This is a genomic window from Lentzea sp. NBRC 102530, from assembly GCF_030269365.1.
Taxonomy (GTDB): Bacteria; Actinomycetota; Actinomycetes; order Mycobacteriales; family Pseudonocardiaceae; genus Lentzea.
Genome location: NZ_BSTF01000003.1, coordinates 100,246 through 125,355, shown reverse-complemented (window position 1 = coordinate 125,355; position 25,110 = coordinate 100,246). Strand labels below are relative to the sequence as shown.

General features: G+C 68.7%; 23 protein-coding genes and 1 pseudogene. 19 read left to right on the top strand and 5 right to left on the bottom strand.

What is annotated here, in order from left to right; translation table 11 throughout:
• Positions 1 to 12: 12 nt before the first annotated feature.
• The 4 genes from QSK25_RS08125 to QSK25_RS08110 all read left to right on the top strand — a co-directional run bounded on the left by QSK25_RS08125 (position 13) and on the right by QSK25_RS08110 (position 3,678).
• Complete coding sequence (locus QSK25_RS08125; RefSeq protein WP_285635736.1) at positions 13 to 2,073, top strand: DNA polymerase III subunit gamma and tau; 2,061 nt, start codon at positions 13 to 15, stop codon at positions 2,071 to 2,073.
• A gap of 155 nt (positions 2,074 to 2,228) precedes the next feature.
• Positions 2,229 to 2,531 (top strand): YbaB/EbfC family nucleoid-associated protein, encoded by a 303-nt coding sequence (locus QSK25_RS08120; protein ID WP_285637543.1) that lies wholly within the window; start codon positions 2,229 to 2,231, stop codon positions 2,529 to 2,531.
• 20 nt (positions 2,532 to 2,551) lie between these two features.
• Positions 2,552 to 3,160: a recombination mediator RecR gene (gene recR, locus QSK25_RS08115; protein ID WP_285635733.1), complete on the top strand. Its 609-nt coding sequence runs from the start codon at positions 2,552 to 2,554 to the stop codon at positions 3,158 to 3,160.
• A 41-nt stretch (positions 3,161 to 3,201) separates the two neighbouring features.
• Positions 3,202 to 3,678, top strand: a complete 477-nt coding sequence (locus QSK25_RS08110) for a uridine kinase family protein (protein ID WP_285635730.1) — start codon at positions 3,202 to 3,204, stop codon at positions 3,676 to 3,678.
• Here QSK25_RS08110 and QSK25_RS08105 read toward each other — a convergent pair.
• A complete protein-coding gene (locus tag QSK25_RS08105) occupies positions 3,654 to 6,932 on the bottom strand; it encodes an AfsR/SARP family transcriptional regulator (protein WP_285635727.1) in 3,279 nt (1,092 codons plus the stop codon). The genes QSK25_RS08110 and QSK25_RS08105 overlap by 25 nt on opposite strands.
• A 216-nt stretch (positions 6,933 to 7,148) precedes the next feature.
• Between QSK25_RS08105 and QSK25_RS08100 the strand changes: the two genes are divergently transcribed.
• From QSK25_RS08100 to QSK25_RS08065, 8 genes are all read left to right on the top strand, one after another.
• A complete protein-coding gene (locus tag QSK25_RS08100; RefSeq protein WP_285635724.1) occupies positions 7,149 to 8,828 on the top strand; it encodes an ABC transporter substrate-binding protein in 1,680 nt (559 codons plus the stop codon).
• Positions 8,829 to 8,871: 43 nt separating this feature from the next.
• Positions 8,872 to 9,876 carry an ABC transporter permease gene (locus tag QSK25_RS08095; RefSeq protein ID WP_285635721.1) on the top strand — a complete coding sequence of 335 codons (1,005 nt, stop codon included), beginning with the start codon at positions 8,872 to 8,874 and terminating at the stop codon, positions 9,874 to 9,876.
• A gap of 5 nt (positions 9,877 to 9,881) precedes the next feature.
• The gene (locus QSK25_RS08090; RefSeq protein WP_285635718.1) at positions 9,882 to 10,808 is read left to right on the top strand and encodes an ABC transporter permease; all 927 of its coding nucleotides are present in this window, start codon (positions 9,882 to 9,884) and stop codon (positions 10,806 to 10,808) included.
• Positions 10,809 to 10,814: 6 nt separating this feature from the next.
• Positions 10,815 to 11,813, top strand: a complete 999-nt coding sequence (locus QSK25_RS08085; protein WP_285635714.1) for an ABC transporter ATP-binding protein — start codon at positions 10,815 to 10,817, stop codon at positions 11,811 to 11,813.
• Positions 11,810 to 12,916: an ABC transporter ATP-binding protein gene (locus QSK25_RS08080; protein ID WP_285635711.1), complete on the top strand. Its 1,107-nt coding sequence runs from the start codon at positions 11,810 to 11,812 to the stop codon at positions 12,914 to 12,916. Before QSK25_RS08085 ends, QSK25_RS08080 begins: the two co-directional genes overlap by 4 nt.
• 103 nt (positions 12,917 to 13,019) lie before the next feature.
• Positions 13,020 to 13,523, top strand: a complete 504-nt coding sequence (locus QSK25_RS08075) for a TetR/AcrR family transcriptional regulator (protein WP_285635707.1) — start codon at positions 13,020 to 13,022, stop codon at positions 13,521 to 13,523.
• Positions 13,524 to 13,606: 83 nt separating this feature from the next.
• Positions 13,607 to 14,284: a DddA-like double-stranded DNA deaminase toxin gene (locus QSK25_RS08070; RefSeq protein ID WP_285635703.1), complete on the top strand. Its 678-nt coding sequence runs from the start codon at positions 13,607 to 13,609 to the stop codon at positions 14,282 to 14,284.
• Positions 14,285 to 14,304: 20 nt separating this feature from the next.
• Entirely contained in the window at positions 14,305 to 14,742 is a 438-nt protein-coding gene (locus tag QSK25_RS08065) for an Imm1 family immunity protein (RefSeq protein ID WP_285635700.1), read from the top strand.
• A gap of 50 nt (positions 14,743 to 14,792) precedes the next feature.
• Here QSK25_RS08065 and QSK25_RS08060 read toward each other — a convergent pair whose 3' ends face one another.
• The gene (locus tag QSK25_RS08060) at positions 14,793 to 15,368 is read right to left on the bottom strand and encodes a DedA family protein (RefSeq protein WP_285635697.1); all 576 of its coding nucleotides are present in this window, start codon (positions 15,366 to 15,368) and stop codon (positions 14,793 to 14,795) included.
• 94 nt (positions 15,369 to 15,462) lie between these two features.
• Here QSK25_RS08060 and QSK25_RS08055 point away from each other — a divergent pair, with 94 nt between their 5' ends.
• The 4 genes and pseudogenes from QSK25_RS08055 to QSK25_RS08040 all read left to right on the top strand — a co-directional run bounded on the left by QSK25_RS08055 (position 15,463) and on the right by QSK25_RS08040 (position 20,006).
• Entirely contained in the window at positions 15,463 to 16,158 is a 696-nt protein-coding gene (locus QSK25_RS08055) for a DUF4184 family protein (protein WP_285635694.1), read from the top strand.
• 155 nt (positions 16,159 to 16,313) lie between these two features.
• Entirely contained in the window at positions 16,314 to 17,885 is a 1,572-nt protein-coding gene (locus QSK25_RS08050; protein WP_352235718.1) for a discoidin domain-containing protein, read from the top strand.
• 46 nt (positions 17,886 to 17,931) lie between these two features.
• Positions 17,932 to 19,136, top strand: a pseudogene (locus QSK25_RS08045) (MFS transporter); the annotation flags it as partial.
• Positions 19,125 to 20,006: a TolB-like translocation protein gene (locus tag QSK25_RS08040; protein WP_502881824.1), complete on the top strand. Its 882-nt coding sequence runs from the start codon at positions 19,125 to 19,127 to the stop codon at positions 20,004 to 20,006. The pseudogene QSK25_RS08045 and the gene QSK25_RS08040, both read left to right, overlap by 12 nt.
• On the opposite strand, the gene leuA is transcribed toward QSK25_RS08040, so the two are convergent.
• Positions 20,003 to 21,826 carry a 2-isopropylmalate synthase gene (leuA, locus tag QSK25_RS08035; RefSeq protein ID WP_285635685.1) on the bottom strand — a complete coding sequence of 608 codons (1,824 nt, stop codon included), beginning with the start codon at positions 21,824 to 21,826 and terminating at the stop codon, positions 20,003 to 20,005. The genes QSK25_RS08040 and leuA overlap by 4 nt on opposite strands.
• A 314-nt stretch (positions 21,827 to 22,140) precedes the next feature.
• Here leuA and QSK25_RS08030 point away from each other — a divergent pair, with 314 nt between their 5' ends.
• The 3 genes from QSK25_RS08030 to QSK25_RS08020 are packed head-to-tail and all read left to right on the top strand — an operon-like array spanning position 22,141 to position 23,254.
• Positions 22,141 to 22,437, top strand: coding sequence for a hypothetical protein (locus QSK25_RS08030; RefSeq protein ID WP_285635672.1), 297 nt, complete (start codon positions 22,141 to 22,143; stop codon positions 22,435 to 22,437).
• A gap of 18 nt (positions 22,438 to 22,455) precedes the next feature.
• The gene (locus QSK25_RS08025; protein WP_285635669.1) at positions 22,456 to 22,743 is read left to right on the top strand and encodes a hypothetical protein; all 288 of its coding nucleotides are present in this window, start codon (positions 22,456 to 22,458) and stop codon (positions 22,741 to 22,743) included.
• Positions 22,744 to 22,753: 10 nt separating this feature from the next.
• Positions 22,754 to 23,254 (top strand): NUDIX domain-containing protein, encoded by a 501-nt coding sequence (locus QSK25_RS08020; RefSeq protein ID WP_285635666.1) that lies wholly within the window; start codon positions 22,754 to 22,756, stop codon positions 23,252 to 23,254.
• Here the strand turns inward: QSK25_RS08020 and QSK25_RS08015 are convergent.
• The gene (locus tag QSK25_RS08015; RefSeq protein WP_285635663.1) at positions 23,240 to 23,800 is read right to left on the bottom strand and encodes a nitroreductase family protein; all 561 of its coding nucleotides are present in this window, start codon (positions 23,798 to 23,800) and stop codon (positions 23,240 to 23,242) included. The two genes, QSK25_RS08020 and QSK25_RS08015, sit on opposite strands and share 15 nt — an antisense overlap.
• Positions 23,800 to 25,023, bottom strand: coding sequence for a glycosyltransferase family protein (locus QSK25_RS08010; RefSeq protein WP_285635660.1), 1,224 nt, complete (start codon positions 25,021 to 25,023; stop codon positions 23,800 to 23,802). The genes QSK25_RS08015 and QSK25_RS08010 overlap by 1 nt, the downstream gene beginning before the upstream one ends.
• Positions 25,024 to 25,110: the final 87 nt, after the last annotated feature.

Sequence of the window (25,110 nt, the reverse complement as noted above, 5' to 3'; positions counted from 1 at the left end):
ACTGTTCCGGGCGTGGCCCTCGCTCTGTATCGCAAGTACCGCCCGGCCACGTTCTCCGAGGTCGTTGGCCAGGAGCACGTGACCGACCCGCTGCGCACCGCGCTGGCGGCGGGCCGGGTGAACCACGCGTACCTCTTCAGCGGCCCGCGAGGCTGCGGCAAGACGTCGTCGGCCCGCATCCTCGCCCGCTCGCTGAACTGCGTGAAGGGCCCCACGCCCGACCCGTGCGGCGAGTGCAACAGCTGCATCGGCCTCGCTCCCAACGGCACGGGCAGCGTCGACGTGGTCGAGCTCGACGCCGCCTCGCACGGTGGTGTCGAAGACGCGCGCGAACTCCGCGACAAGGCCTTCTACGCCCCGGCCGAGTCCAAGTACCGCGTCTTCATCATCGACGAGGCGCACATGGTCACCACGCAGGGCTTCAACGCCCTGCTGAAGATCGTGGAAGAGCCGCCGGACCACCTGATCTTCATCTTCGCCACCACGGAACCGGACAAGGTCCTCCCGACCATCCGCTCCCGCACGCACCACTACCCGTTCCGCCTGATCCCGCCCGGCGTCATGCGCACCCTGCTGGAACGCAACTGCGCCGCGGAGGGCGTGGCCGTCGAACCGTCCGTCTTCCCGCTGGTGATCCGCGCGGGCGGCGGCTCGGCCCGCGACACCCAGTCCGTCATGGACCAGCTCCTCTCCGGCGCGGGCCCGGACGGCGTGAAGTACGAGCGGGCCATCACCCTGCTCGGCGTGACCGACTCTGCCCTGATCAACGACGTGGTCGACGGCCTCGCCGCGGGCGACGGAGCCTCGGTCTTCGGCACCATCGACCGCCTGGTCGACGCGGGCCACGACCCCCGCCGCTTCGCCTCGGACCTGCTCGACCGCCTCCGCGACCTGGTCCTGCTCTGCGCGGTCCCGGACGCGGCGGACCGCAACCTGGTCAGCGCTCCGGAGGACGAGCTGGCCACCATGTCGGCCCAGGCAGAACGAATCGGCCCGGCGGCCCTCACCCGCTACGCCGAAATCGTCCACCAGGGCCTGGTCGACATGCGCGGAGCCACCGCCCCCCGCCTGCTCCTGGAACTCCTCGTCTCCCGAATGCTGCTCCCGTCCGTGAGCCAGTCGGAAGCAGCCCTGCTCCAACGCCTCGAACAGCTGGAACGGCGCCCCCCGGCCACCATCGCAGCGGCAGGCGGCGACGCCCCGGCCGCCGCGCTACCGGCAGGCGCCCCGGTCTTCACCCGCCGCTCCCAACAGCCGGCGGAACCGGCTCCGGCCGCAGCCCCGGCACAGCCGCAGCCCACCGCGCCGGCCGCAGCCGCAGCCCCGGCACCGGCACCGGCAAGGCCTGCACCGCAGGCGGCAGCCCCGGCTCCGGCCGCGCAGCCCCAGGCCACGCCGGCACCAGCAGCCGCCCCGACGCCGGCCGCCGCGCCACAGCCAGTGGCCGCCCCTGCGGCAGCGGCGCCCGCAGCAGCCACCACCACGGCGATGGACGCGACAGCGGTCCGCCGGATCTGGTCGGAACTGCTGGCAGCGGTCCGCGCGACCAGCCGCAGCACCGAGGCGATGCTGACGAACGCGATGGTCAGCGAGGTGGACGGCAACGTCGTCACGATCACCCACACCTCGGCCCCGCTGGCCCGCCGCCTGGCGGAGTCCCGCAACACAGAAGCGATCGCCACGGCGTTGTCCTCGGTCCTGGGCGGCACCTGGCAGGTCCGCTGCACCCACGGCACCCCAGGCGCCACGCCGCAGGCGACGACCCCGCCCAAGGCGGCCCGCCCGGCCCCGACCCGCCCGAGCCAGGCCAACCAACCGGCCCGCCCGCAGCCGGAACCGCACCAGCCGCAAGCCCCGCGCCCACCGGCGGACGACGTCCCACCCCCGCCGGAGCCGCCAGAGCCCGACGACCCCCTCCCGCCGGAGCCCGACGACGAGGAGGCGATGCTGGCGGAGGCCGCGCGCCCGGCAGACCCGGACGCCGTCCCGGCGGCCCAGGCGAACGACCCGGAGACAGCGATGCTGAAACTCCTGGAAGACGAACTGGGAGCCCGCCCGCTGAAGAAGGCGTAGCCGACCGGCGGGTCCGGAGCGGAGCCCGCGCGTGAAACAGGAACGCGCCGGCCAACCCGGCCACCGCCACAGCGCCACGCCCTCAAGCCCGTACGCTGGACACAATCCAAGCCCGAACCCCGAGAGGACCAGCGGTGCAACCCGGTCAGTTCGACATGCAGGCCCTTCTCCAGCAGGCCCAGTCCATGCAGCAGCAGATGGCGGAAGCCCAGCAGCAGCTGGCCGAAACGCAGATCTCCGGCAACGCGGGCAACGGCCTGGTCACCGCGACGGTCACCGGCGGCGGCGAGCTGGTGGACATCACCATCGACCCCAAGATCGTGGACCCGGAGGACGTCGAAACCCTCCAGGACCTGGTGATCGCCGCCATCCGGGACGCCAACACCAAGGCGCAGCAGCTGGTTGAGCAGAAGCTCGGTCCGCTGGCCCAGGGTGGTCTCGGCGGACTGCTCGGCTGAGAGGCTGAGAGGCCAACGAGATGTACGAGGGCCCGGTACAGGACCTGATCGACGAGCTGGGCCGGTTGCCCGGCGTGGGCCCGAAGAGCGCCCAGCGCATCGCCTTCCACCTGCTGGCAACGGAGGCCGCCGACATCGAGCGGCTCCAGAACGCACTGCAGAAGGTCAAGGAAGGCGTCGTGTTCTGCGACGTCTGCGGCAACGTGTCCGCGGAGACGACCTGCCGCATCTGCCGGGACCCGAAGCGCGACCTGAGTCTGGTCTGCGTGGTCGAGGAGCCGAAGGACGTGCAGGCGATCGAGCGCACCAGGGAGTTCAAGGGGCGCTACCACGTCCTGGGTGGCGCGCTCGACCCGCTCAGCGGCGTCGGGCCCGACCAGCTCAGGATCCGGCAGCTGCTGAACCGCATCGGGACGGCGACGAACGGTGTCGACATCTCCGAGGTCATCATCGCCACGGACCCGAACACCGAGGGCGAGGCGACGGCCACCTACCTCGTCCGGATGCTCCGGGACTTCCCGGGGCTCACGGTCACGCGGCTCGCGAGCGGGCTGCCGATGGGCGGCGACCTCGAGTTCGCCGACGAACTGACGCTCGGGCGTGCGCTATCTGGTCGCCGGAGCATGTAGCGAAGGCCGCACCGCGGCTGGGCGAGACCCGCCTGGTCGCGGTGGACGGCCCGTCCGGTGCCGGCAAGTCGACGTTCGCGCGGCACCTCGCCGCCCAACTCGACGCTCAGCTCATCAGCACCGACCACTTCGCCACCTGGGACGACCCCACGACGAAGTGGTGGCGCCGCCTGCAGGAAGCACTCGACCAGATCGAGCGCAACCAATCGGCGACCTACCGGAAAACCGACTGGTCCCAAGGCTTTCCGTGTGTCGAAGCGGGCGACGAGGTCCGGATCACTCCACAAAGGACGATCATCCTGGAAGGCTTCTCCAGTGCAAGGAAAGCGAACACCAGGACGAGCCTGACCATCTTCGTCGACCACGAGGACGAACGAGCCAGGCTGGAAAGAGCCGTCAAAAGAGACGGCGAACACCAACGGCAGCACTTCATCCGTTGGCAGCAGTACGAAAGAGGCTGGTTCGCCGTGGACGAGACCCGGCAGCGAGCCGACTACGTCGTCACGTCGAGCAGCTGAGCGCGCACGACCGAAGCCTCGGGCGTCCCGATGGCGACGAACACGTCCAACGCCGAAGCCCAGTGCGCACGAGCGGAAGCCAAGTCTCCCAACGCAAACGACGCGTCCCCGGCGAGCTGCACCGCGCGCCCCAGCACCCACCGGTTGCCGGAGTCCGAACTGACGGCAACGGCCCGCAAGGCGCATTCCAGGGCACCAGCGAAGTCTGAGGTGTCGAGGTGCGTGCGCCCGAGCACGAGCAGCACCTCCATCTCGGCCTGCCGGAACTGCGACCGCCCCGCCTCGACCAGCGCCGAACTGGCCATCGCCAACGCGTCTTCGTACCGACCCGCAGCCCGGTAAGCGGAAGCCAGCCCGCGGCGAGCCGAGCAGACGCCCCACGAGTAACTGGTCTCCACCGCGATCGCCAACGCGGCGGAGTGCTGCTCAGCGGCCTCCGAGTACCGGCCGGCGCCTTCCAGCGCGCGACCGAGCAGGTTCCGGGCGTCGCAGACGCTCTTCACGTTCTCCAGGTCCTGCGCGATCCGCATCGCCGCGGCCGCCTCGACGGCCGCCTCCTCGAACCGGCCGCGCATGATCAACGTGATGGCCATGCCCTCGTGCTGGGTGTGGCCGAAGTTCCGGGCCGCCGCGCGTTCGTAGAGGTCGCTCGCGCGCACGAAGTACGACGCGCCGAGTTCGGGTTCGCCGCGGTACGCGTAGACCTCGCCCAACGCGCGCATGGAGTTCGCCTGGGTGATCCACGAGTCGATGCGCGTGCCGACTTCCAGGGCTTCCTCGAACGTCGCGGCGGCGCGCGCGAGGTGGCCCAGCTGCATGTAGACGCCGCCGAGGTTGAACAACGCGTTGGCGAGCACCTGCAACGCGCCCATCTGGCGGGCGATCACCAGCGCGCGTTCCAGGTGGTCGGCCGCGTGTTCGAGTTCGCCGAGATCGATGAGGACGCTGCCGGCGTTCGACAGCACGGCGGCCTCGGCCTCGGGCAGCGCGATGTGTTCCTGCAACGCGATGGCCTGCTGGTAGTAGCCGAGCGCGGTGCGGTGCTGCCCGGTCACCCAGTACAGCGTGCCCAGGGACGACAGCATCGCGAGCTGGCCGAGTTCGTCGCGCGGCGCGCGGGCGCCCACGAGGCCTGCCTTGGCCGTCTCGCGCCACTCCGCCGTCAGACCCTGGGTGTAGAAGTAGCCGCGCAGCGCGTCGGCCAGCTGCCACGGCGAGTTCTCGGGATCGCGTTCGACGGCGTGCGTGACCAGCGCCACCAGGTTCGCGCGCTCGACGTCGAGCCAGGACAGGGCCTCGGTGGAGGTGCTGAACGTCCGCGGCACCACGCCGTCCAGAGGCGCCGGGCGCGGGAAGCGGAACAGCGTCGACTTCATCGCGGCGGTGGCGTTGTCGACCGAGCGGACCGCCCAGTCCTGCAACCGCCGCAGCGCGAGCCGCGAGTCGACGCGGCCCTCCTCGAACGCCAGGCGCTCGGCCGCGTAGTCCCGCAGCAGGTCGTGGAACTGGTAGCGCGACGGCGCGTGGTTCGAGATCAGGTTCGCGGTGGCCAGGCGGTCGAGACGACGGCGAGCGTCCTGTGTGGTCAGTCCCGACAACGCGGCGGCCATCTCGGGCGTGAAGTCCGTGCCGGGAACCAGCGACAGGAACCGGAACATCTGCGCGAGCTCGGGCTTCAAGGCCGTGTAGGACAGGTCGAACGCCGCGTGCACCGCGACCCGCTCGTCGCCCTCGACGGCCAAGGCCGCGAGCCGGTTGCCCGCCCTCAGCTCCTCCACGTAGTCCGCGATGGACAGCTCCGGCCGCGACACGAGGTTCGCGGCCGCGATACGCAAAGCCAATGGCAGGTGCGCGCACAACGACGCCAGCTCGGCCGCCGCGTCCTCTTGGGACGCCACCTCGTCGGCACCGAGGATGCCCGCGAGCAACGACTTCGTCTCGTGCCAGTCGAGGACGTCGAGCCGCACGTTCGACGCCGCGTGCGACACGGCGAGACCCCGCAGCGTGTCGCGGGACGTCACGAGCACCGCGCACCCCGGCGAGCCCGGCAGCAACGGCCTGATCTGCTCGGCCGAGGAAGCGTTGTCCAGCAACAACAGCACGCGCTGGCCGGTCAGCGTGGACCGGAACATCGCCTCCTGCTCGTCCTGGTCCAGAGGCACCTGGTCCGGTTCGGTGCCCAGCGCACGCAGGAAGCGCGGCAGCACGTCCACGGCGCTCAACGGCGGCCCCGGCGCGTATCCGCGCAGGTTGACGTACAGCTGGCCGTCCGGGAAGTCCGCGCGCATCCGGTGCGCAGCGTGCACGGCCAGTGCCGTCTTCCCGACCCCCGGAGGCCCGGCCAGCGTCACGACCGGAACGCCCTGAGCGGTCCGCAGCAGCGCCACGATCAGCGACACGGCCTCGTCGCGGCCCACGAAGTCGGGGATGTCGGCCGGGAGCTGCGACGGCACGACCCGTTCCGGCTTCGCGGCCACCACCGGCGCACCCGAGGAGGCCGCGACCGAGCCGATCGACCCGGACAGCACCTGGCCGTGCACGCGCCGCAGCTCGTCGCCGGGGTCGATGCCCAGCTGGTCGCCGAGCAGCCGGGACACGCGCTGGTAGGCGGCCAGCGCCTCGCTCTGCCGTCCCGAGCGGTACAGCGCGACCATCAGCTGCGCCCAGAACCGTTCGCGCAGCGGGTGTTCGCTGGTCAGGCGGGACAGCTCGGCGACGAGCTCGCCGTGCCGGCCGAGTTCCAGGTCGACCTCGACCCGGCGTTCCAGCACGTGCAGGCGGCGTTCGTCGAGCCGCGGCACCTCGTCGCGGTGCAGGACCTCCGACGGCACGTCGACCAGGGCCGGACCGCGCCACAGGGCGAGCGCGGCGGCGAACGCGGCCGACGCGGCCTGGAGGTTCCCGGCGGCGCGGGCCTGTTCGCCCTGCTCGATCAACGGCTCGAAGCGCAGCAGGTCGATGTGTTTCTCGTCGATGTCGATCAGGTAGCCGTCGGGGACGGTCTTGATCGGAACAGACGGCCCGAGCAGTTGTCTGAGACGCATCACATACGTCTGGAGGGTCGCGCGCGCTCGCGCGGGAGGGTCTACTCCCCACACGTTGCCGGCGAGCTCGTCCACGGACACGGACGTGCCCGCGCGCAGCAGCAGTGACACCAGCAACGCACGCTGCCGACCGGCTCTGACCAGCAGCGGTTCACCGTCGAGGAGTACTTGGAGGGGGCCGAGCACGCGGAACTCGACCGATCTGCTCATGCGACCTCCTCCGCGTGTCGTTGTTGTTTCTACAGCCTAGGAGAGCGTCCGACGCATCTGCCGTGCTCACGTTGGGTCAGCGGCCGTGCGCCGGACGTATCAGAATGCCTGGTCTAGTGGCCGGATCGTGACCTGAGTAACCCCGGAGGGGGTATGAACAACGGTTATGGTCGGCGACCACACCGTGAGATGTGCGGATTGTCCAAGGGGTGTTTGATGGTCCACTCAGTAACGGCTCGCCGCCGTTGGGTTGCCGCGATCGGCTTCCTCAGCGTCAGCGCGCTCGCCCTGTCCGGTTGCGCGCAATCCCAGCGCGACTCTGGCGGCGGCGGCAAGGAAGGCGGCACGCTGACTTTCGGCGCCGCCGGCGCGCCGAAGCTCTTCGACCCGTTCTACGCGACTGACGGCGAGACCTTCCGGGTCTCACGCCAGATGTTCGAGGGCCTGGTCGGCTTCAAGCCGGGTACCGCCGAGGTCGAGCCCGCGCTCGCCACGAAGTACGAGCCCTCCGCGGACGGCAAGACGTGGACGTTCACCCTCAAGGAGGGCGTGAAGTTCCACGACGACACGGAGTTCAACGCTGAGGCCGTGTGCTTCAACTTCAACCGCTGGTACAACCAGAAGGGCGCCGGCACGTCCGACGCCGTCTCCCAGTACTGGCTGGACAACTTCGGCGGCTTCGCGAGCACGCCGGACAAGCCCTCCCTGTTCAAGTCCTGCACGGCCAAGGACGCCAAGACCGCCGTGGTCGAGCTGAACGAGGTCACCTCGCAGTTCCCGTCGGTCCTCGGCTTCACGTCGTTCTCGATCTCCAGCCCGACGGCGCTGCAGAAGTACGACGCGGACAACGTCCAGGCCGCCGGTGACGCGTTCACCTTCCCGGCGTACGCGAACGAGCACCCGACCGGCACGGGCCCGTTCAAGTTCAGCAAGTACGACAAGGCCAACAACACCGTGGAGCTCGTCAAGAACGACGGCTACCACGGCAACAAGGCCAAGCTGGACAAGATCGTCTTCAAGATCATCCCGGACGAGACCGCCCGCAAGCAGGCGCTCAAGGCCGGCGACATCGACGGCTACGACCTGCCGAACGCGGCGGACTGGGCCGGTCTGAAGACCGACGGCTTCAACGTGGCGATCCGCCCGGCGTTCAACGTGTTCTACCTGGGCATCAACCAGAAGAACAACCCGAAGCTCGCCGACCTCAAGGTCCGCCAGGCGCTGCAGTACGCGATCAACCGCGAGCAGCTCGTCAAGTCGCAGCTGCCCGAGGGCGCCAAGGTCGCGACGCAGTTCATGCCGGACACCGTCAACGGCTACAACAAGGACCTGAAGGCCGTCGGCTACGACGTCAACAAGGCCAAGTCGCTGCTGGCCGAGGCCGGTGCCACCGACCTGACGCTGAAGTTCTACTGGCCGTCCGAGGTCACGCGTCCGTACATGCCGTCCCCGAAGGACCTGTTCGGCGCCATCTCCGGTGACCTGCAGGCCGCCGGCATCAAGATCGACGTCGTCACCAAGCCGTGGAACGGTGGCTACCTGACCGACGTCGACGGCGGTATCCCGGACCTGTTCCTGCTCGGCTGGACCGGCGACAACGGCACGGCGCACAACTGGGTCGGCACGTTCTTCGGCCGCACCGACAACCGCTTCAACACCGGTGTGTCGCCGTGGGGCGCCACGCTCGCCGCGGACCTGGCCAAGGCCAACTCCGAGCCGAACGAGGCCAACCGCACCAAGATGTACGAAGAGATCAACAAGAAGATCATGGAAGAGGACCTTCCGGCGATCCCGATCTCGCACTCCCCGCCCGCGTTGGTGCTCAAGTCCGACGTCAAGGGTCTCGTGCCCAGCCCGTTGACCGACGAGAAGTTCGGCCCCGTCTCCAAGGGCTGAGTCGAACCAGCTCCCACCACAAGAGAACAACGGGGTAGCTCAAGTGCTCCGCTACACCATTCGACGGCTGGTCCAGCTGGTCGGCGTGGTGCTGGTGCTCTCGCTGCTGCTCTTCTCCTGGTTGCGCGTACTCCCAGGAGGGCCGGTCTCGGCCCTCCTGGGAGATCGTTCTACTCCGGAGAAGGCGGCGGAGCTCACCAAGCAGCTCGGCCTCGACCAACCGATCGTCCTCCAGTACTTCAAGTTCCTCGGTCGCGCGGCGACCGGCGACTTCGGCGTCTCCACCGGTGTTCAGCCCGGTGACTCGGCGCTCGACATCTTCCTGACGCGGTTCCCCGCGACGCTCGAGCTGAGCTTCTTCGCGATCCTCATCGCGATCGCGGTCGGCGTTCCGCTCGGATACCTCGCGGCCAAGCGCCGCGGTGGCGTGTTCGACAACCTCAGCGTCGTCGGCTCGCTCATCGGCGTCGCGGTGCCGGTGTTCTTCCTGGCCTTCGTGCTCAAGGGCGTGGCCTCGTCCGCGCTCGGCCTGCCCTCCAGCGGCCGTCAGGACGCCATCGACGCCACCCGCGTCACCGGCTTCTTCACGCTCGACGGGATCATCACCGGCGAGTGGGACGCGACGTTCAACGCGCTGGAACACCTGATCCTGCCGTCGATCGCGCTCGCCACGATCCCGTTCGCGGTGATCTTCCGGATCACCCGCGCGGCCGTGCTCGACGTGCTCGACGAGGACTTCGTGCGCACCGCCGAGTCGAAGGGCCTCACCGCACCGGTGATCCGCCGCCGGCACGTGCTGCGCAACGCGATGCTCCCGGTCGTCACGACGATCGGTCTGCAGACCGGTGCGTTGCTGTCCGGTGCCGTGCTCACCGAGAAGGTGTTCGGCTTCCCCGGTGTCGGTGAGGCGCTCGCCATCGGGTTCGAACGGCGTGACTACCCGGTGCTGCTGTTGTTGATCATCATGGCCACGAGCGTCTACGTCGTGGTCAACCTGCTGGTCGACCTCTCGTACGCGCTCATCGACCCGCGCATCAGGACGAGGTGAGACCAGTGGCACTTGGTGTGAAGTCCAAGAAGGACAAGATCGACGGCCTCGCCGAGACCGCGGGCGTCTCGCTCGCGGCCAGCGCGTGGAAGCGGTTGAAGCGCAGCCCGGTGTTCCTCACCGGCGCGGTGATCATCGGCATCTTCGTCGCGATCTCGGTGCTCTCGCCGTGGCTGGCACCGCACGACCCGTCCAGCCCGATGCTGATCGACCAGGTCGTGAAGGCGCGCAACGAGATCCCGCCCTCGCAGCCGGGCCACCCGCTCGGCGGCGACCTGCAGGGCCGCGACTTCCTGTCGCGCCTGCTGATCGGCTCGCAGCAGACGTTGATCGTCGGCATCGGCGCGACGATCATCGGCCTCACCGGCGGCCTGATCCTGGGCACGCTCGCGGGCGCGCTCGGCGGCTGGGTCGACTCGATCGTCATGCGTGTCGTCGACGTCATGCTCTCGCTGCCGTCGCTGCTGCTGGCGTTCTCGATCGCGGCGATGTTCGCGCGGCCCAGCCAGTTCACCGTGATCCTCGCGGTGGCGATCGTGCAGATCCCGGTGTTCGCCCGGTTGCTCAGAGGCTCGATGCTGGCGCAACGGCACAGCGACCACGTGCTGGCCGCGACCGCGCTGGGCGTGAAGAAGGGCGCGATCGTGTTCCGGCACATGCTGCCGAACTCGCTCGGCCCGGTGATCGTCCAGTCGACCCTGGTGCTCGCCACGGCGATCATCGAGGCGGCCGCGCTGTCGTTCCTCGGCCTCGGCAACCCGGACGACCGGATCCCGGAGTGGGGTCAGATGCTCGGCGACGTGCAGAAGGTGTTCGACACCCATCCGCAGCTCGCCGCGTACCCCGCCATCTGCATCATCATCGTCGCGCTCGGCTTCACGCTCATGGGCGAGACCCTGCGCGAAGCCCTCGACCCGAAGAACAGGCGGTGAGTCGTCGTGGCACTGCTCGAAGTTCGTGACCTCTCCGTCGTGTTCCAGCGTCGTGGCGAGGAACCGTTCACCGCGGTCGACGGCGTCAGCTTCGACGTCGAGCCCGGCCAGACGGTCGGGCTCGTCGGCGAGTCGGGCTGCGGCAAGTCGGTGACCTCGCTGGCGATCATGGGTCTGCTGCCCAAGCGCGGCACCAAGATCACCGGCACGGTGTCCTACGACGGCACCGACCTGCTCAAGCTGTCGGACAGGGAGATGCGCGACCGTCGCGGCCGCGATCTCGGCATGGTCTTCCAGGACCCGCTGTCGTCGCTCAACCCGGTCATCCCGATCGGCCTGCAGGTCACCGAGGTGCTCGAACGTCACCGCGGCCTGGCCCGCAAGGAAGCGATGATCGAGGCCAAGGACCTGCTCGACAAGGTCGGCATCCCTGACCCGAACCGGCGGCTCAAGGAGTACCCGCACCAGCTCTCCGGCGGTATGCGGCAGCGCGCTCTCATCGCGATCGCGCTCGCGTGCCGGCCGAAGCTGCTGATCGCGGACGAGCCGACGACGGCGCTCGACGTGACCATCCAGGCCCAGATCCTCACGCTGATGAAGGAACTGGTGCAGGACCTCGGCACCGCGCTCGTGATGATCACCCACGACCTGGGTGTCGTCGCGGGCCTGTGCGACGAGGTCAACGTGCTGTACGGCGGCAAGGTCGTCGAGAAGGCGCCGCGGCACCCGCTCTTCGCGGAGCCGCGCCACCCGTACACACACGGCCTGCTGGCGTCGATCCCGCGCCTGGACGCCGGGCGGGGCGAGAAGCTCACGCCCATCAAGGGGTCCGTCGCGGACAACATCCCGTGGACGAGCGCCTGCGCGTTCGCTCCCCGGTGCCCGAACGCGCTGGACGTCTGCCGCGCGGAGACGCCGGCCGAGGAAGACCAGCTGGGCCGTCTGCTCCGCTGCCACAACCCGGTCGTGCCGGGAACTCCCGCGGCCGAGGAGGTGCCGGTATGAGCGAGACCCTGGTTTCCGTCCAGGACATGAAGGTGCACTTCCCGATCAAGCGGGGGGTGTTCTTCGACCGGACCGTCGGCCACGTCTACGCGGTGGACGGCGTCGACCTGGAGATCAAGCGCGGCGAGACCTACGGCCTCGTCGGCGAGTCGGGCTGCGGCAAGTCCACCCTCGGGCGGGCGATGCTGCGGCTCAACGAGCCGACCGCGGGCAAGATGGTCTTCGACGGGCAGGACTTCTCGACCCTGAAGGGCGAGGAGCTGCGCAAGATGCGGCGCCGGATCCAGATGGTGTTCCAGGACCCGCTGTCGTCGCTCGACCCGCGTCAGTCGGTCGAGTCGATCCTGGTCGAGGGCCTGCGGGCGCACGGCCTGGACGAGGGCAAGGAGTCCACCGCCAAGAGGCTGCGCGAGCTGCTGACGGCCGTGGGCCTGCCGACGACGGCGCTGCGCAAGTACCCGCACGAGTTCTCCGGCGGTCAGCGGCAGCGCATCGGCATCGCGCGGGCGCTGGCGCTCAACCCGGACCTGATCGTCGCCGACGAGCCGGTGTCCGCGCTGGACGTGTCGGTGCAGGCCCAGGTCGTGAACCTGCTCGAGGAACTCCAGGAGCAGTTCGGCCTGACCTACCTGGTGATCGCGCACGACCTCGCCGTCGTGAAGCACATCTCCGACCGGGTCGGCGTGATGTACCTCGGCGGCCTGGTCGAGGAGGCCTCCGCCGACGACCTCTACGCCGAGCCGCTGCACCCGTACACGCGGGCGCTGCTGTCGGCGATCCCGGTGCCCGACCCCGTGGTCGAGGACCGGCGCGAACGGATCCTGCTCGCGGGTGACCTGCCGTCGCCCGCGAACCCGCCGAACGGCTGCCGGTTCCACACCCGGTGCCCGTGGCGGCAGGCGACTCGTTGTGACACGGAACGGCCCGCGCTGCGCGAGCTCAAGCCGGGTCACAAGGTGGCGTGCCACTACGCCGAGCAGATCCAGTCCGGCGAGATCCAGCCGCACGAGGTGAAGCCGATCCTGGTGGAGGAGGGCGACGGCCTGTCGCCCGACGTGCCGCTCGTCGGCCCGGCCTCGGTCACCGAGGCGCTGAACCCCTAGTTCGAAACCGCACGCGGGGACCTTTCGTTCGCGTCACGCGAACGAAAGGTCCCCGCGTGCGTTCCGCAAGGCGGGCTTGAGGGGGTGGTGGTCCAGTTCAGGGATGGACAGTCGTGGCTCGATCCTTCTCCGCGCGGCGGAGATCGCGTCCGTCGACGGCCTCGAGGGCGTCACGATCGGGCGGCTCGCCGTCGAACTCGGCATGAGCAAGAGCGGGGTGTTCTCGCACTTCGGTGCGAAGGAAGAGCTCCAGATCTCGACCGTGCACACGGCGGCGGAGATCTTCGCGAACGAGGTCGTGGTCGCCGGCGGCACGGTGCTCGACCTGGCCGACCGCTGGCTCGACTACTCGAAGCGCCGCGTGTTCCCCGGCGGCTGCTTCTTCGTCGTCACGCGGTCGGAGTTCGCCGCCAGGCCCGGCCGGGTGCGGGACGCGTTGATGCTCTTCAACCTGCGCTGGATCTCACTGCTGGAACGGCTGTGCGGCGACGCCCAGCTGGCGTTCGAGGTGGACGCCCTGCTGGCGGCCGCGGACCGGTTCGCGGTGCTCTACGACGACGCCTCGGCGTACGAGAGAGTGCGGTTGGCGTTGCGCGCACGGCTCTGAAGAAAACGTTGCTTCGTGCAACGATCGGCCCATCGTGAGAAGGGGACACGGTGTGGCATCGCTGCGGAAGATCAGCGACGGTCTTGACGACGTGCTCGACAAGGCTGCGGAAGCGGGCAAAGCGCTCCGGAACGCTGCTGAACTGGCCGAGGAAGCGCAACAAACTTCTCGCGAGTGCGGGTGAAGGAAGCCTGCAGGCGGACGTCGATGCGACCAATGATCAGTTCGTCCAGGTCGTCGACGGTGCCGCCGGACTTCACCGGCTTCTCGGCAATGCCATTTCCGGCGTCGAAAAAATCCTGCACAACTTGAGGGTGGGGCCGCTCGGCAGCGATGATTCCCGTGGCAACAGAGATTCCGGCAGGGGCGACAAAGATGAGCGGGCGAGTCAGCTCCGGAAAGAACTACCTCCACCGGTTCAACCGCGGTCGGGGCAGAAGACTCACGGTCGTTGGTTCACCGGTGCGGCGGGAGAGGCCGAGTCGATCGTCAGCGGTGTCGACGACATGGCGGCCGCAGCCGAGCAACACCTTGCCGGCATCGGTGTTCCGGCAGTTCCCATCACCACGTCAGACGTTGAATTGAAGCTGGCCGTGCACATGGCACAGCAGGGCATCAGGGATGCGACCGTGGTCATCAACCACATGCCGTGCAAGGGTGACTTCGGCTGTGACACGCTGGTTCCCGTCGTGCTGCCGGAAGGAAGCTCGCTGACTGTCTACGGGATCAACCGGCGCGGCATGACCGTGAAGAAGACCTAGACCGGAGGAGCAAGGGCGTCGTGGAGCTGAAGGTCTGGTGGGACGAGGACAGCGACGAACCGACGATCGTCCGGACGCAGGACGAGTTGGCCGCATTGCGAGAGGCGGTGAGTGTGCTCGACTACCCGGTCGTGCTGGAGATGCTGGACGCGGCTCATCCGCATCGTGTGATTCTCGATGCTGGTTTTCACGGAGACCGCGGGGTCTTGTTCTACTCAGGAGCAGAGCACAGGGAAGGGGTCTACAGCAAAAACCCAGCGAGCGAGGACCATGCGCCAGAACCTCGCCTTTACTACTACATGTCCAGCGATCGGGAGTTTCCAGCCTCTGCGGAATACCCGGTCGACGTCGTGTGGCAGGCGTGCGAAGAATTCATGAATTCAGATGGCACACGTCCAACTGTTGTCGAGTGGCAACCGCGATCTGTGCTGCGTCGCTCAGCCGACGCGACCTCCTAGCGATCAAGACACATGGCCAGGTCGTGAGTCTTGAGTGGCGCGTTGGTGCTCTACGACGACGCCTCGGCGTACGAGAGAGTGCGGTTGGCGTTGCGCGCACGGATCGCCATGCCGACCGGGATCGAGATGAGCGTGGCGACACCGAACGACAGCAGCATCGCGAGCCACGCCTCGTCCACCAGCTGACCGCCGATGTACCCGACGGTCGCGGGGTAGAGGCTCCAGAGCGCCGAGCCGACGGCCGCGACCGGCACGAACCGGCGGAACGGCCACTTCAGCGCCCCCGTCAGCAACGCCCCGACGATGCCGCCCGCCGGCAGGAACCGCGCGGCGATGAGGATCGTCTCGCCCTTGGACGCGAGCTGGTCTGCCGTCCACACGACCATGGCGCGCGCCTTGGCGTTCTTGTTGACCTTGTCGAGGGCCTTCATGCCCATTCGGCGGCCTGCGGTAAAGTTGATCATGTCGCTGACCAGGCACCCCGCCGCGGCGACGAGCACGACGAGGTAGAGCGGCACCTCACCGGACGCGGCCAGGACCCCGGCGCCGATGAGCACGGCCTCCGTCGGTGCCAGCGGCACGACGGCGACCAGGAACAGCACTACGAGGCTGGCTGCGGTGCTCATGATCGGTGAACGTACGTGACCCAGGTGAACAATCCCGGCCAGGGGCTTTCTTCAGCGCGTCCACAGGATCCAGAGTGGATCTAGGCTGAAGTCCGTGCCGTTCACCCTCGCCCATCCGGCAGCGGTGCTGCCGTTGCGGCGGTGGTTCTGGTTCCCCGGACTGGTCGCGGGGGCCGTCGCCCCGGACGTCGGTTACTACCTGCCGCTCGTGCCCACCCACAACGTCCTCGGCGCGTCCCTGGCTGCCGCGGTGTTGTTGCTGGTCGGACGCCTGATGCTGCCTTCGTTGATGGCGTTGGCGCCGACGTTCGTGCGAGCGCGGGTGTCTCGTCCGGGAGATCTGAAGAGGCCGTTCGTGCGGGCGTTGTCCATTGTGGTCGGCGTGCTCACCCACCTGTTGTGGGACGCCTTCACGCAGACGGACGGCTGGTTCGTGCGGCAGTGGGACTGGCTGGACCTCTCGGTCGTCGGCCCGCACCGGCTCTACAACGTGATCGGGTACACGTCGTCGCTCGGCGGGATGGTCCTGCTGGGCTGGATGGCGGCCCGCTGTCCGAAAGGGCATGACTGGCCGGCGTGGACCGGGACGTCCCGGCACTGGATCCGGGTCCTCATCGGAGCTGTCGCGGTCGCCGGCGCCGTCTGGTCGTTGTCCGATCCGGTCAGCCAGGTGAGCCTCTACGACTGGGTCCGACGCCTCCTACTAGGCGTGATCCAGGGCACATGTGTCGCGCTGCTCGCGCACGCCGTCCTCTGGCTGGTCCGCCAGTCACGTCGTGACTTCCGATGACAACGTCTTCCGGCCGCTAGACCTCCGATCTGTCACCCGTTCTTCCTGGGCTTCTGCCGTTGACCTCCTGATTCCTGCCGTCTTAACGTCCGAACTCAATTGGAAAGCTTCTTAACCAATCCTTCGAGCCGCCGCCTTTGCCCAGGAGGAACGAAGTGATCAAAAAGCACACCAGAACAGGTGTCGCGATAGCCCTGCTGGCGCTCGTGGTCCCCCAGATCGCGGCGTCGGGCACGGCCAACGCGGCTGATTCCCTGCTGTCGGCCAACAAACCCACCACCGTCTCGTCCGTCGAGGCCGAGACCTTCGGTGGCGCCAACGCCGTCGACGGGGACTCGTCCACCCGGTGGGCGAGCCTCGAGGGCGTCGATCCGCAGTGGATCGCCGTCGACCTCGGCGGCACCTCCACCGTCTCCAAAGTCAAGATCAACTGGGAGGCCGCGTACGCCTCCGAGTACAAGATCCAGACCTCGGCGGACGGGTCGTCGTGGAGCACCAAGAAGACCCTCACCGGTCAGAACGGTGGCATCGACGAGACGAGCCTGACCGGCGTGTCGGGCCGCTACGTGCGGATCTACGGCACCAAGCGCGGCACGTCGTACGGCTACTCGATGTTCGACCTGGAGGTGTGGGGCAGCAACCCCAACGGCGACAACACCGCGCCGACCGCCCCGTCCGGGCTCACCAGCACGGGCACCACGTCGAGCTCGGTGAGCCTGCAGTGGACGGCCGCGACCGACAACGTCGGCGTGACCGGCTACGACGTGCTGCGCAACGGCAGCGTCGTGGGCTCGCCGACCGGCACCACGTTCACCGACGCGGGCCTCGCGTCCGGCACGGCGTTCACCTACACCGTCAAGGCGCGCGACGCGGCCGGCAACCTCGGCCCGGCGAGCAACGCGGTGCAGGCGACCACCCAGCCCGCCGCTCCCGGCGACACCATCACGGTCGTCGCCGCCGGTGACATCGCGTCGCTGACCAACACCGAGCACTACGAGACGGCGAAGCTGATCGACCAGATCAAGCCGAACCACATCCTCACGGTCGGCGACAACCAGTACGACAGCGGCACCTTGACGGAGTTCAAGGCGCACTACGACAAGTCGTGGGGCCGCTACAAGAGCATCACCCACCCGGCGACCGGCAACCACGAGTGGGAGGACAACCTCAACGGCTACAAGTCCTACTTCGGGGCGCAGGCCTACCCGCAGGGCAAGCCGTACTACAGCTGGGAAGCGGGCGACTTCCACTTCGTGTCGTTCGACTCCCAGAAGCTCTACGACACCGGCAGCGACTCGACCCAGCTCAACTGGCTGAAGGCCGACCTCGCCGCGAACACCAAGAAGTGCGTCGTCGGCTACTGGCACCACCCGCGGTTCAACTCGGGCGAGTACGGCGACAAGTCCGTCATGGCCCCGCTGTGGAACGCGTTCGCGGACGCCAAGGCCGACCTGGTGCTCAGCGGTCACGACCACCACTACGAGCGGCTCAAGCCGTTGAACAAGAGCGGTTCGGTCGACGAGGCCAGCGGCCTGCGCGCCGCGATCATCGGCATCGGCGGTGACTACCTCTACTCCAACGTCAAGCCGCGTACGGGCGTGGAGAAGTGGTTCGCCGACTCGCACGGCGTCGTGAAGTTCACCCTGTCCGGCACTTCCTACTCGTGGGAGGTCATCGACACCGCGGGCAAGGTGCGCGACAAGGCCGGTCCTTACACCTGTCGTTGATCGCATCTGGCTGTTGACCGCATCTGGCTGTTGATCGGAGGCCGTCGTGTACATCGCAACCGCTAGGCAAGCTCCGGCATCTGGTGGCACCGGCAGGATCGCGGGGAACGTCCTCGCACTGGGCGCGGTGTCCCTGCTCACGGACGTCTCGTCCGAGATGGTCACCGCCATCCTGCCGCTGTACCTGGTGCTGGGGCTGGGTTTCTCCCCGCTGCAGTTCGGTGTGCTCGACGGCATCTACACCGGTGTGACAGCACTCGTTCGCGTTGCCGGCGGTCACGCGGCGGACCGCTGGCAACGGCGCAAGTTCGTGGCCGGACTCGGGTACGGGATCTCGGCGCTGGGCAAGCTCGGCCTGCTCGCCGCCGGGACCTCGGCCACCGCGATGGGGCTCGTGCTGGCCGGGGACCGGACCGGCAAGGGCTTGCGCACCGCGCCGAGGGACGCGCTGATCACGTTGAGCAGCGAGCCCTCGGCGCTCGGACGGGCCTTCGGTGTCCACCGCGCCATGGACACCGTCGGCGCGTTCCTCGGACCGCTGCTGGCGTTCTGCCTCCTGTGGACGCTCCCGGCACGGTACGACGTGGTGTTCGTGGTGAGCTTCTGCTTCGCCGCACTGGGTTTTCTGGTGCTCGTGCTGTTCGTGCGGGATCACCGGGACGTGCTGCCACGCGTCGCGGTGTCGCTGCGATCGGCGTTCGGTTTGCTGCGCTCCAGGCCGTTCCGGCGGGTCTGCCTGGTCGCGTGCGGGCTCGGGTTCCTGACGCTGGGCGACGGGTTCATCTACCTGCTGCTGCAGAAGAAGCTCGACGTCGAGCTCGCCTACATCGCACTGCTGCCCCTCGGCACGGCCGGCGTGTACCTGCTCGCCGCCGTGCCGCTGGGGTCCCTCGCCGACCGGGTCGGGCGCTGGCGGATCTTCCTGGCCGGTCACGTCGCCCTGCTCGGCGCGTACGTGCTGCTGGCCGGGACGTCCGGGATCTCGTTGCTCGTGGGGGTTCTGGTGCTGCACGGGTTGTTCTACGCGTGCACCGACGGCGTGCTGATGGCCGTCGCCGGGCCGCTGATCCCCGACGAACTGCGCACGTCCGGTCTGGCCCTGCTGCAGACCGGGCAGGTGCTCGCCCGTGCCGCTTCCTCGGTTCTGTTCGGCGCACTCTGGACGTGGTTCGCGTGGTGAGGATCCTGATCGTCATCGCCGCCGTGATCGTTCTGGGCGCGGGTGCGACCGCCTACGCCCTGCGCGCTCCGGAGGAGGTCTCCGTCGCGGTGGAGGCCGGTCCGGTCGAGCTGTCGTCCGGTCGGCTGCTGTTCGTGGACGAGGCGAGCGGCAAGGTCGCGTCCGTGCCGTTGAGTTCGCCCGGCGGTCCGCGCAGGGTGAGTTCGTTGTCCTGCAAGCGCTTCTACACCGCGGCCGGACAGGGCTTCTGCCTCGCGGACGCCTCCGGCCCGCTTCCGGGTGCCGCGGCCGTGTGGGTCGACCGGGGCCTGACCGAACGCCGCCGGGTGGAGGTGGACGGCGTCCCGAACCGCGCCAAGCTGTCCGCGGACGGCCGGATGGCGTCGTGGACGACGTTCGTGACCGGCGACTCGTACGCCCAGGCCGGCACGTTCTCGACGCGGACCGCGATCTTCGACCAGGAGACCGAGGTCTACTCCAGCAACATCGAGGGCACGCGGGTCGCCGGCATGAAGACGACCAACGACATGAACTGGTGGGGCGTCACGTTCGCCCCCGACGACCGCACCTACTACGCGACGCTCAGCACCGGCGGCAAGACGTACCTGGTGCAGGGGGACGCGGTGGACGAGTCCGCGAAGACGTTGCGGGAGAACGCCGAGTGCCCGTCGCTGTCCCCGGACGGCACGCGGGTGGCGTTCAAGAAGCGCGTGCCGGGCGACGGCGCGCGGCCGTGGCGCCAGCACGTGCTGGACCTGACCACGATGGTGGAGACACCGCTGGCCGAGACGCGTGGGATCGACGACCAGGTCGTGTGGCTCGACAACGACACCATCGCCTACGGCCTGCCGGGAGAGGGCATCTGGGCCGTGCAGGCCAACGGGGAGGGCGCACCGCGGCAACTGGTGCCGCACGCGTCCTCCCCGTCCGTCGTCTCCTAGCGGTTGGCGCGGTTGACGGCGCTCACGATCGCGCGGAACGACGCCGCGACCGTGGACGAGTCGATGCCCACGCCCCACAGCACGCGGTCGCCCACGGCGCACTCGAGGTAGGCGGCCGCGCGGGCGTCGTCACCGGCGGACAGCGCGTGCTCGGCGTAGTCCAGCACCCGCACGTCGTACCCGACCGACGCGAGCGCGTCGACGAACGCCGCGATCGGCCCGTTGCCCGAGCCCGTGATCTCCTGCTGGTCGCCGTCGATCAGCAGGGTCGCGGTGATCTCCTCGCGTCCGCTGCCGTCCGAACTCGCCTTGTGCTTCAACAGGTACAGCGGCACCCGGCCGTGCAGGTACTCCTCCGCGAAGGCGTCCCACATCTCCTTCGGGTTGATCTCGCCGCCCTGCGTGTCGGTGACCTCCTGGATCACCTTCGAGAACTCGATCTGCAGCCGGCGCGGCAGGTCCAGGTGGTGCTCCTGCTTCATCAGGTACGCCACGCCGCCCTTGCCGGACTGCGAGTTGACCCGGATGACGGCCTCGTAGTTGCGCCCGACGTCCTTGGGGTCGATCGGCAGGTAGGGGACCTCCCACTGGAAGTCGTCGACGTGCGTCCCGGCCTCCTTGGCGTCGGCCTCCAGCGCCTCGAAGCCCTTCTTGATGGCGTCCTGGTGGGAGCCGGAGAACGCCGTGAACACCAGGTCGCCGCCGTACGGGTGCCGCTCGGGCACCGGCAGCTGGTTGCAGTACTCGACCGTGCGGCGCACCTCGTCGATGTCGCTGAAGTCGATCTGCGGGTCGATGCCCTGGCTGAACATGTTCATGGCCAGCGTCACCAGGCACACGTTGCCGGTCCGCTCGCCGTTGCCGAACAGGCAGCCCTCGATCCGGTCGGCCCCGGCCAGGTAGCCCAGCTCGGCGGCGGCGACGCCGGTGCCCCGGTCGTTGTGCGGGTGCAGGCTGAGGATGATGGCCTCGCGGTTGGCCAGGTTCCTCGACATCCACTCGATGGAGTCCGCGTACACGTTCGGCGTGGCCATCTCGACCGTCGCCGGCAGGTTGATGATCAGCGGCTTCTCGGGCGTCGGCGCGATGATCTCCTGCACCGCGTTGCACACCTCGAGCGCGTAGCTCAGCTCCGTGCCCGTGTACGACTCCGGCGAGTACTCGTACCGGAAGTCGGTCTCGGGGTAGTCCTTCTCCTGCGTCTTCGCGAACCGCGCCGCGTCGGTGGCGATCTTCTTGATGCCGTCCCGATCGCTGCGGAACACCACCCGCCGCTGCAACACCGACGTCGAGTTGTAGAAGTGCACGATCGCCTTGCTCGCCCCGCGCAGCGACTCGAACGTCCGCGCGATGAGCTCCTCACGGCACTGCGTCAGCACCTGGATCGTCACGTCGTCCGGGATCGCCCCGTCCTCGATGATCTCCCGCACGAAGTCGAAGTCCGTCTGGCTGGCCGCCGGGAAGCCGACCTCGATCTCCTTGAAGCCCATCCGCACCAGCAGGTCGAACATCTTCCGCTTGCGCGCGGGCGACATGGGGTCGATCAGCGCCTGGTTGCCGTCCCGCAGGTCCACCGCGCACCACAGCGGCGCGGTCTCCGCCCGCTTGGCCGGCCAGGTGCGGTCAGGCAGGTCGACCACCTCCACCACCTCGTGGAACGGCCGGTACCGGTGGAACGGCATGCTGCTGCCCAGCTGCCGGTTCCACGACTGCTGCTGTTCGGGCGCCTTGCGGGAGGGCTTGCGAATCCTGCTCGAGCCGGAGCTGTAGGCGTCCGGCGAGTCAGGGCTGACGGTGGTGAAGGCCTCGTTGGAGGTCATGGTCCTCGTACTCCTGCGGGTCGTCGCTGGGGAACGACCGGCGGCAACGCTGAGTCCCGCGACGGGGGGCCGGTCTGATCAGACCCCGTCACGGCAGCGAAGCAGGAGGGAACGCCACACGCCGGACAGCCTAGCCACAGAGGCGGGCCCGATGGAACTCGACGACCGGATCGTGGGACACACCGCGGGGGACTCCGCCCGATTCGCCCGACGTCGCCGCACGGCGGATCTGCGGTTGCTCCATCCGGCCTCACCTGCGCAAAGCAGGTCAGTTCGCAAGTTTTGGGGTGCGCGCAGCCGGGAATTGAACAGCCATGTCCAGATTACGTACCACCAGTGGCCGCGGCACGGCTTCCCGCGTGATCAGCGGCATCGGCGCGCTCTTCGCCCTCATCGAGGTGCTCTACATCTTGATGATCATCCTTGGTGCGAACCAGGGAAACGCCTTCTTCAAGTTCGTCCAGTCCCTCGCCGAGCCCCTGGCGCTGTTCTTCCCAGGACTGTTCGGCACCGGCAACTACAACCTCGACGTCTTCCTGAACTACGGTCTCGCAGCCGTGTTCTGGCTGGTTGTGACCGGTCTGCTCGCACGTGCGGTGTCGCGCTACTGAGTAGTAGATTCCGGCGGTATGCGGACTCGTGCGGTCGGGATCGCCGCCGGAATCATCAGCTGGGTCGGCCTCGCGCTGGCGGTGCTGCTCGTCGTCCACGTCGTGCTCACCGTCGGCGGAGCCAACCCGGCGAACCCCATCACCACCACGGTCAAGGAACTCGCGGAGCCCCTCGCGCTCGCCTTCCGGGACCTGTTCGACCCCGAGGACGCCAAGCTCAAGGTGATCGTCAACTTCGGGCTGGCGGCGCTCTTCTGGCTCGGCGTTCGAGCGATCGTCCTTAAGCTCGTTAGGCGCCTGAACTAGGTTCCAACACATGGCGCGTGACGACTTTTGCAACAGCTGTGGTGCCCCGTACGCCGACACGGCCGCGTACCCGCGCGCGTGCGGTCAGTGCGGGCACATGGTCTGGGCGAACCCATCGCCCGTCGTGGTCCTGTTGGTGCCGGTCAAGGACGGGCACCGCACGGGGCTGCTCACGGTCCGCAGGGCCATTCCGCCGGTCGGTGAGCTGGCGTTCGTCAGCGGGTTCATGGACCGCGGCGAGTCCTGGCAGCAGAGCGCGGTGCGGGAACTCGAAGAGGAAGCCGGCGTGCGCATCCCGCCGGACGACCTGCGGCCGTTGCACTTCGTCTCGACGCCGGACGGGGGGACGGTGCTGATGTTCGCCACCGCGCCCGCCATCAACGCCGAGGACATGCCGCCGTTCGTGCCCAACGACGAGGCCTCCGAGCGGACGATCATCTTCGACTGCGTGCCGCTGGCGTTCCCGCTGCACAACGAGGTGGCGACGAAGTACTTCTCAACCGAACTGTGACTGGCCCCAGACGCCGGTGAACACGGTCTCCGACAACGGCAGGCGCGTGCGTTCCCGCTGCTCGCGGGCCTGCAGGTCCTCGGGCAGGTCGGACAGCGCGCCCGGACGCCCCACCGCCATGGCCACCAGCGGACGCGCGTCAGGAGGCAGCTCGAAGGCCGAGGCGGCGGCGGCCTTGTCGAAGCCGCCCATCATGTGCGTGATGAGCCCCAGGTCGACGGCCTGCAACGCGATGTTCTCCATCGCGAGCCCCAGGCCGAACTCGACGTTGGGGATGTCGCCGCGGTCGTCCGCGGTCATCACGCACCCGATCAGCAGCACCGACGCCCGAAAAGCCCAGGTCCTGTTGCCTCGCGTCAGGGTCTCGAAGATCGCGTCGAACGTCGGCGACCCCCGGTGCCCGACGACGAACCGCGCGGGCTGCGTGTTGCCGTGCGAAGGCGCCCACCGGGCGGCCTCCAGCAGAACCCGCAGATCAGCGTCGGACACGGTCGCGGAGGCGTCGAACGCACGAGGGCTGCGCCGCGCGGAGATCAGCTCGTTCATCAGATCGCATACTGCCAAACGGCGAGCGAGTAGGCCCCGAACCAGGCGCTGAACAGCGTCGCCATCCCCAGCACCGTCAGCACGGTCGACGGCCGGCGCCGCGCCAGCACCAACGCGAGCGGCAACAACAACGTGAAAGCCGGCAGCAGGAGCCGCGCCTTCGAGTTCATCAGGCCGTTCGAGCCGATGTCCATCACGAGCACACCGATCCCGTAGACGATCAACGGCCATTCGAGCCGCCGCTGGAACGCGTAGAACACCAGCACGATCGCGAACGCCAGCAGCCACACGGTCCCGGTCTCCAGCACGGACCGCGGGTTGCCCAGGTGGTCCCCGACGAACTCCCACGTGGCCGCGCCGCCGTCGAACTTCGAGCCCCACCCGCGCTGCTGCACGCCGAACCAGCCCATGACGTCCCCGGTCTGCACGCCGACCCAGCCGAGGTAGCCCAGCAGACCCAGCGGGGCGAGGGCGCCGCCCACCCAGGCCCGCCAGTCGCGCTTGTCGGCCATGACCGCGACCAGCGCGGCGAGCCCCACCGCGACGATCAACGCGGCCGCCGTCGGACGGACCAGGCCCGCCGCCGCGCAGCACACCCCGGCGAGGATCCAGCGCTTCTTGACCACGCCCACCAGCGCCCACACCGCGAACGCGCAGAACGTCGCCTCGGAGTAGGTCATCGACAGGACCACGGCCATCGGCGACGCCGCGAACAACGTCACCAGGATCAACCCGGTGCGCGAGGACCCGTCCCGCACGACCCGGCCGAGCACGAACAGGCCGTAGGCGCAGAACACGCCGCTGATCAGGCTGACCGCGAACGCCGCGCCGACCACGTCCACGCCGGGCAGCCCGTCGACCCACCTGATCAGCGCCGGGTAGCCGGGGAAGAACGCCAGCGGCGTCTCGGCGGTGCGGCGGCCGAACGCGTCGTACGGCGGCGCGGGCACCCCGTGGTAGCCGCCGGCGGCGATGCCGAGGAACCAGTCGCCGTCCCACGACTTGAGGTTGCCGACGGAGGTGTCGGCCTTGCCGGTCAGCTCGTTCTGGTACTCGACGACGAGTTGCAGGACGAAGAGGCCGACCTGGCGGACGAACAGGTAGACGAGGGCGGGCGCCGTCCACAGGGCCGCCGGGTGTCTGAGCGCATCGGCCATCCGCGAGCGCGCACTGCTCTCATGCACGGCTGCTGGGGCCTCCACGACATCGACACCTGACGACACCCGGACAGAGTAGTCAGGCGCATCTCACGGTGTAGTCATGCGCATCACGGCTCCAGAGTCTCACCAGGTGGTCCGGGTAGGCTGCCT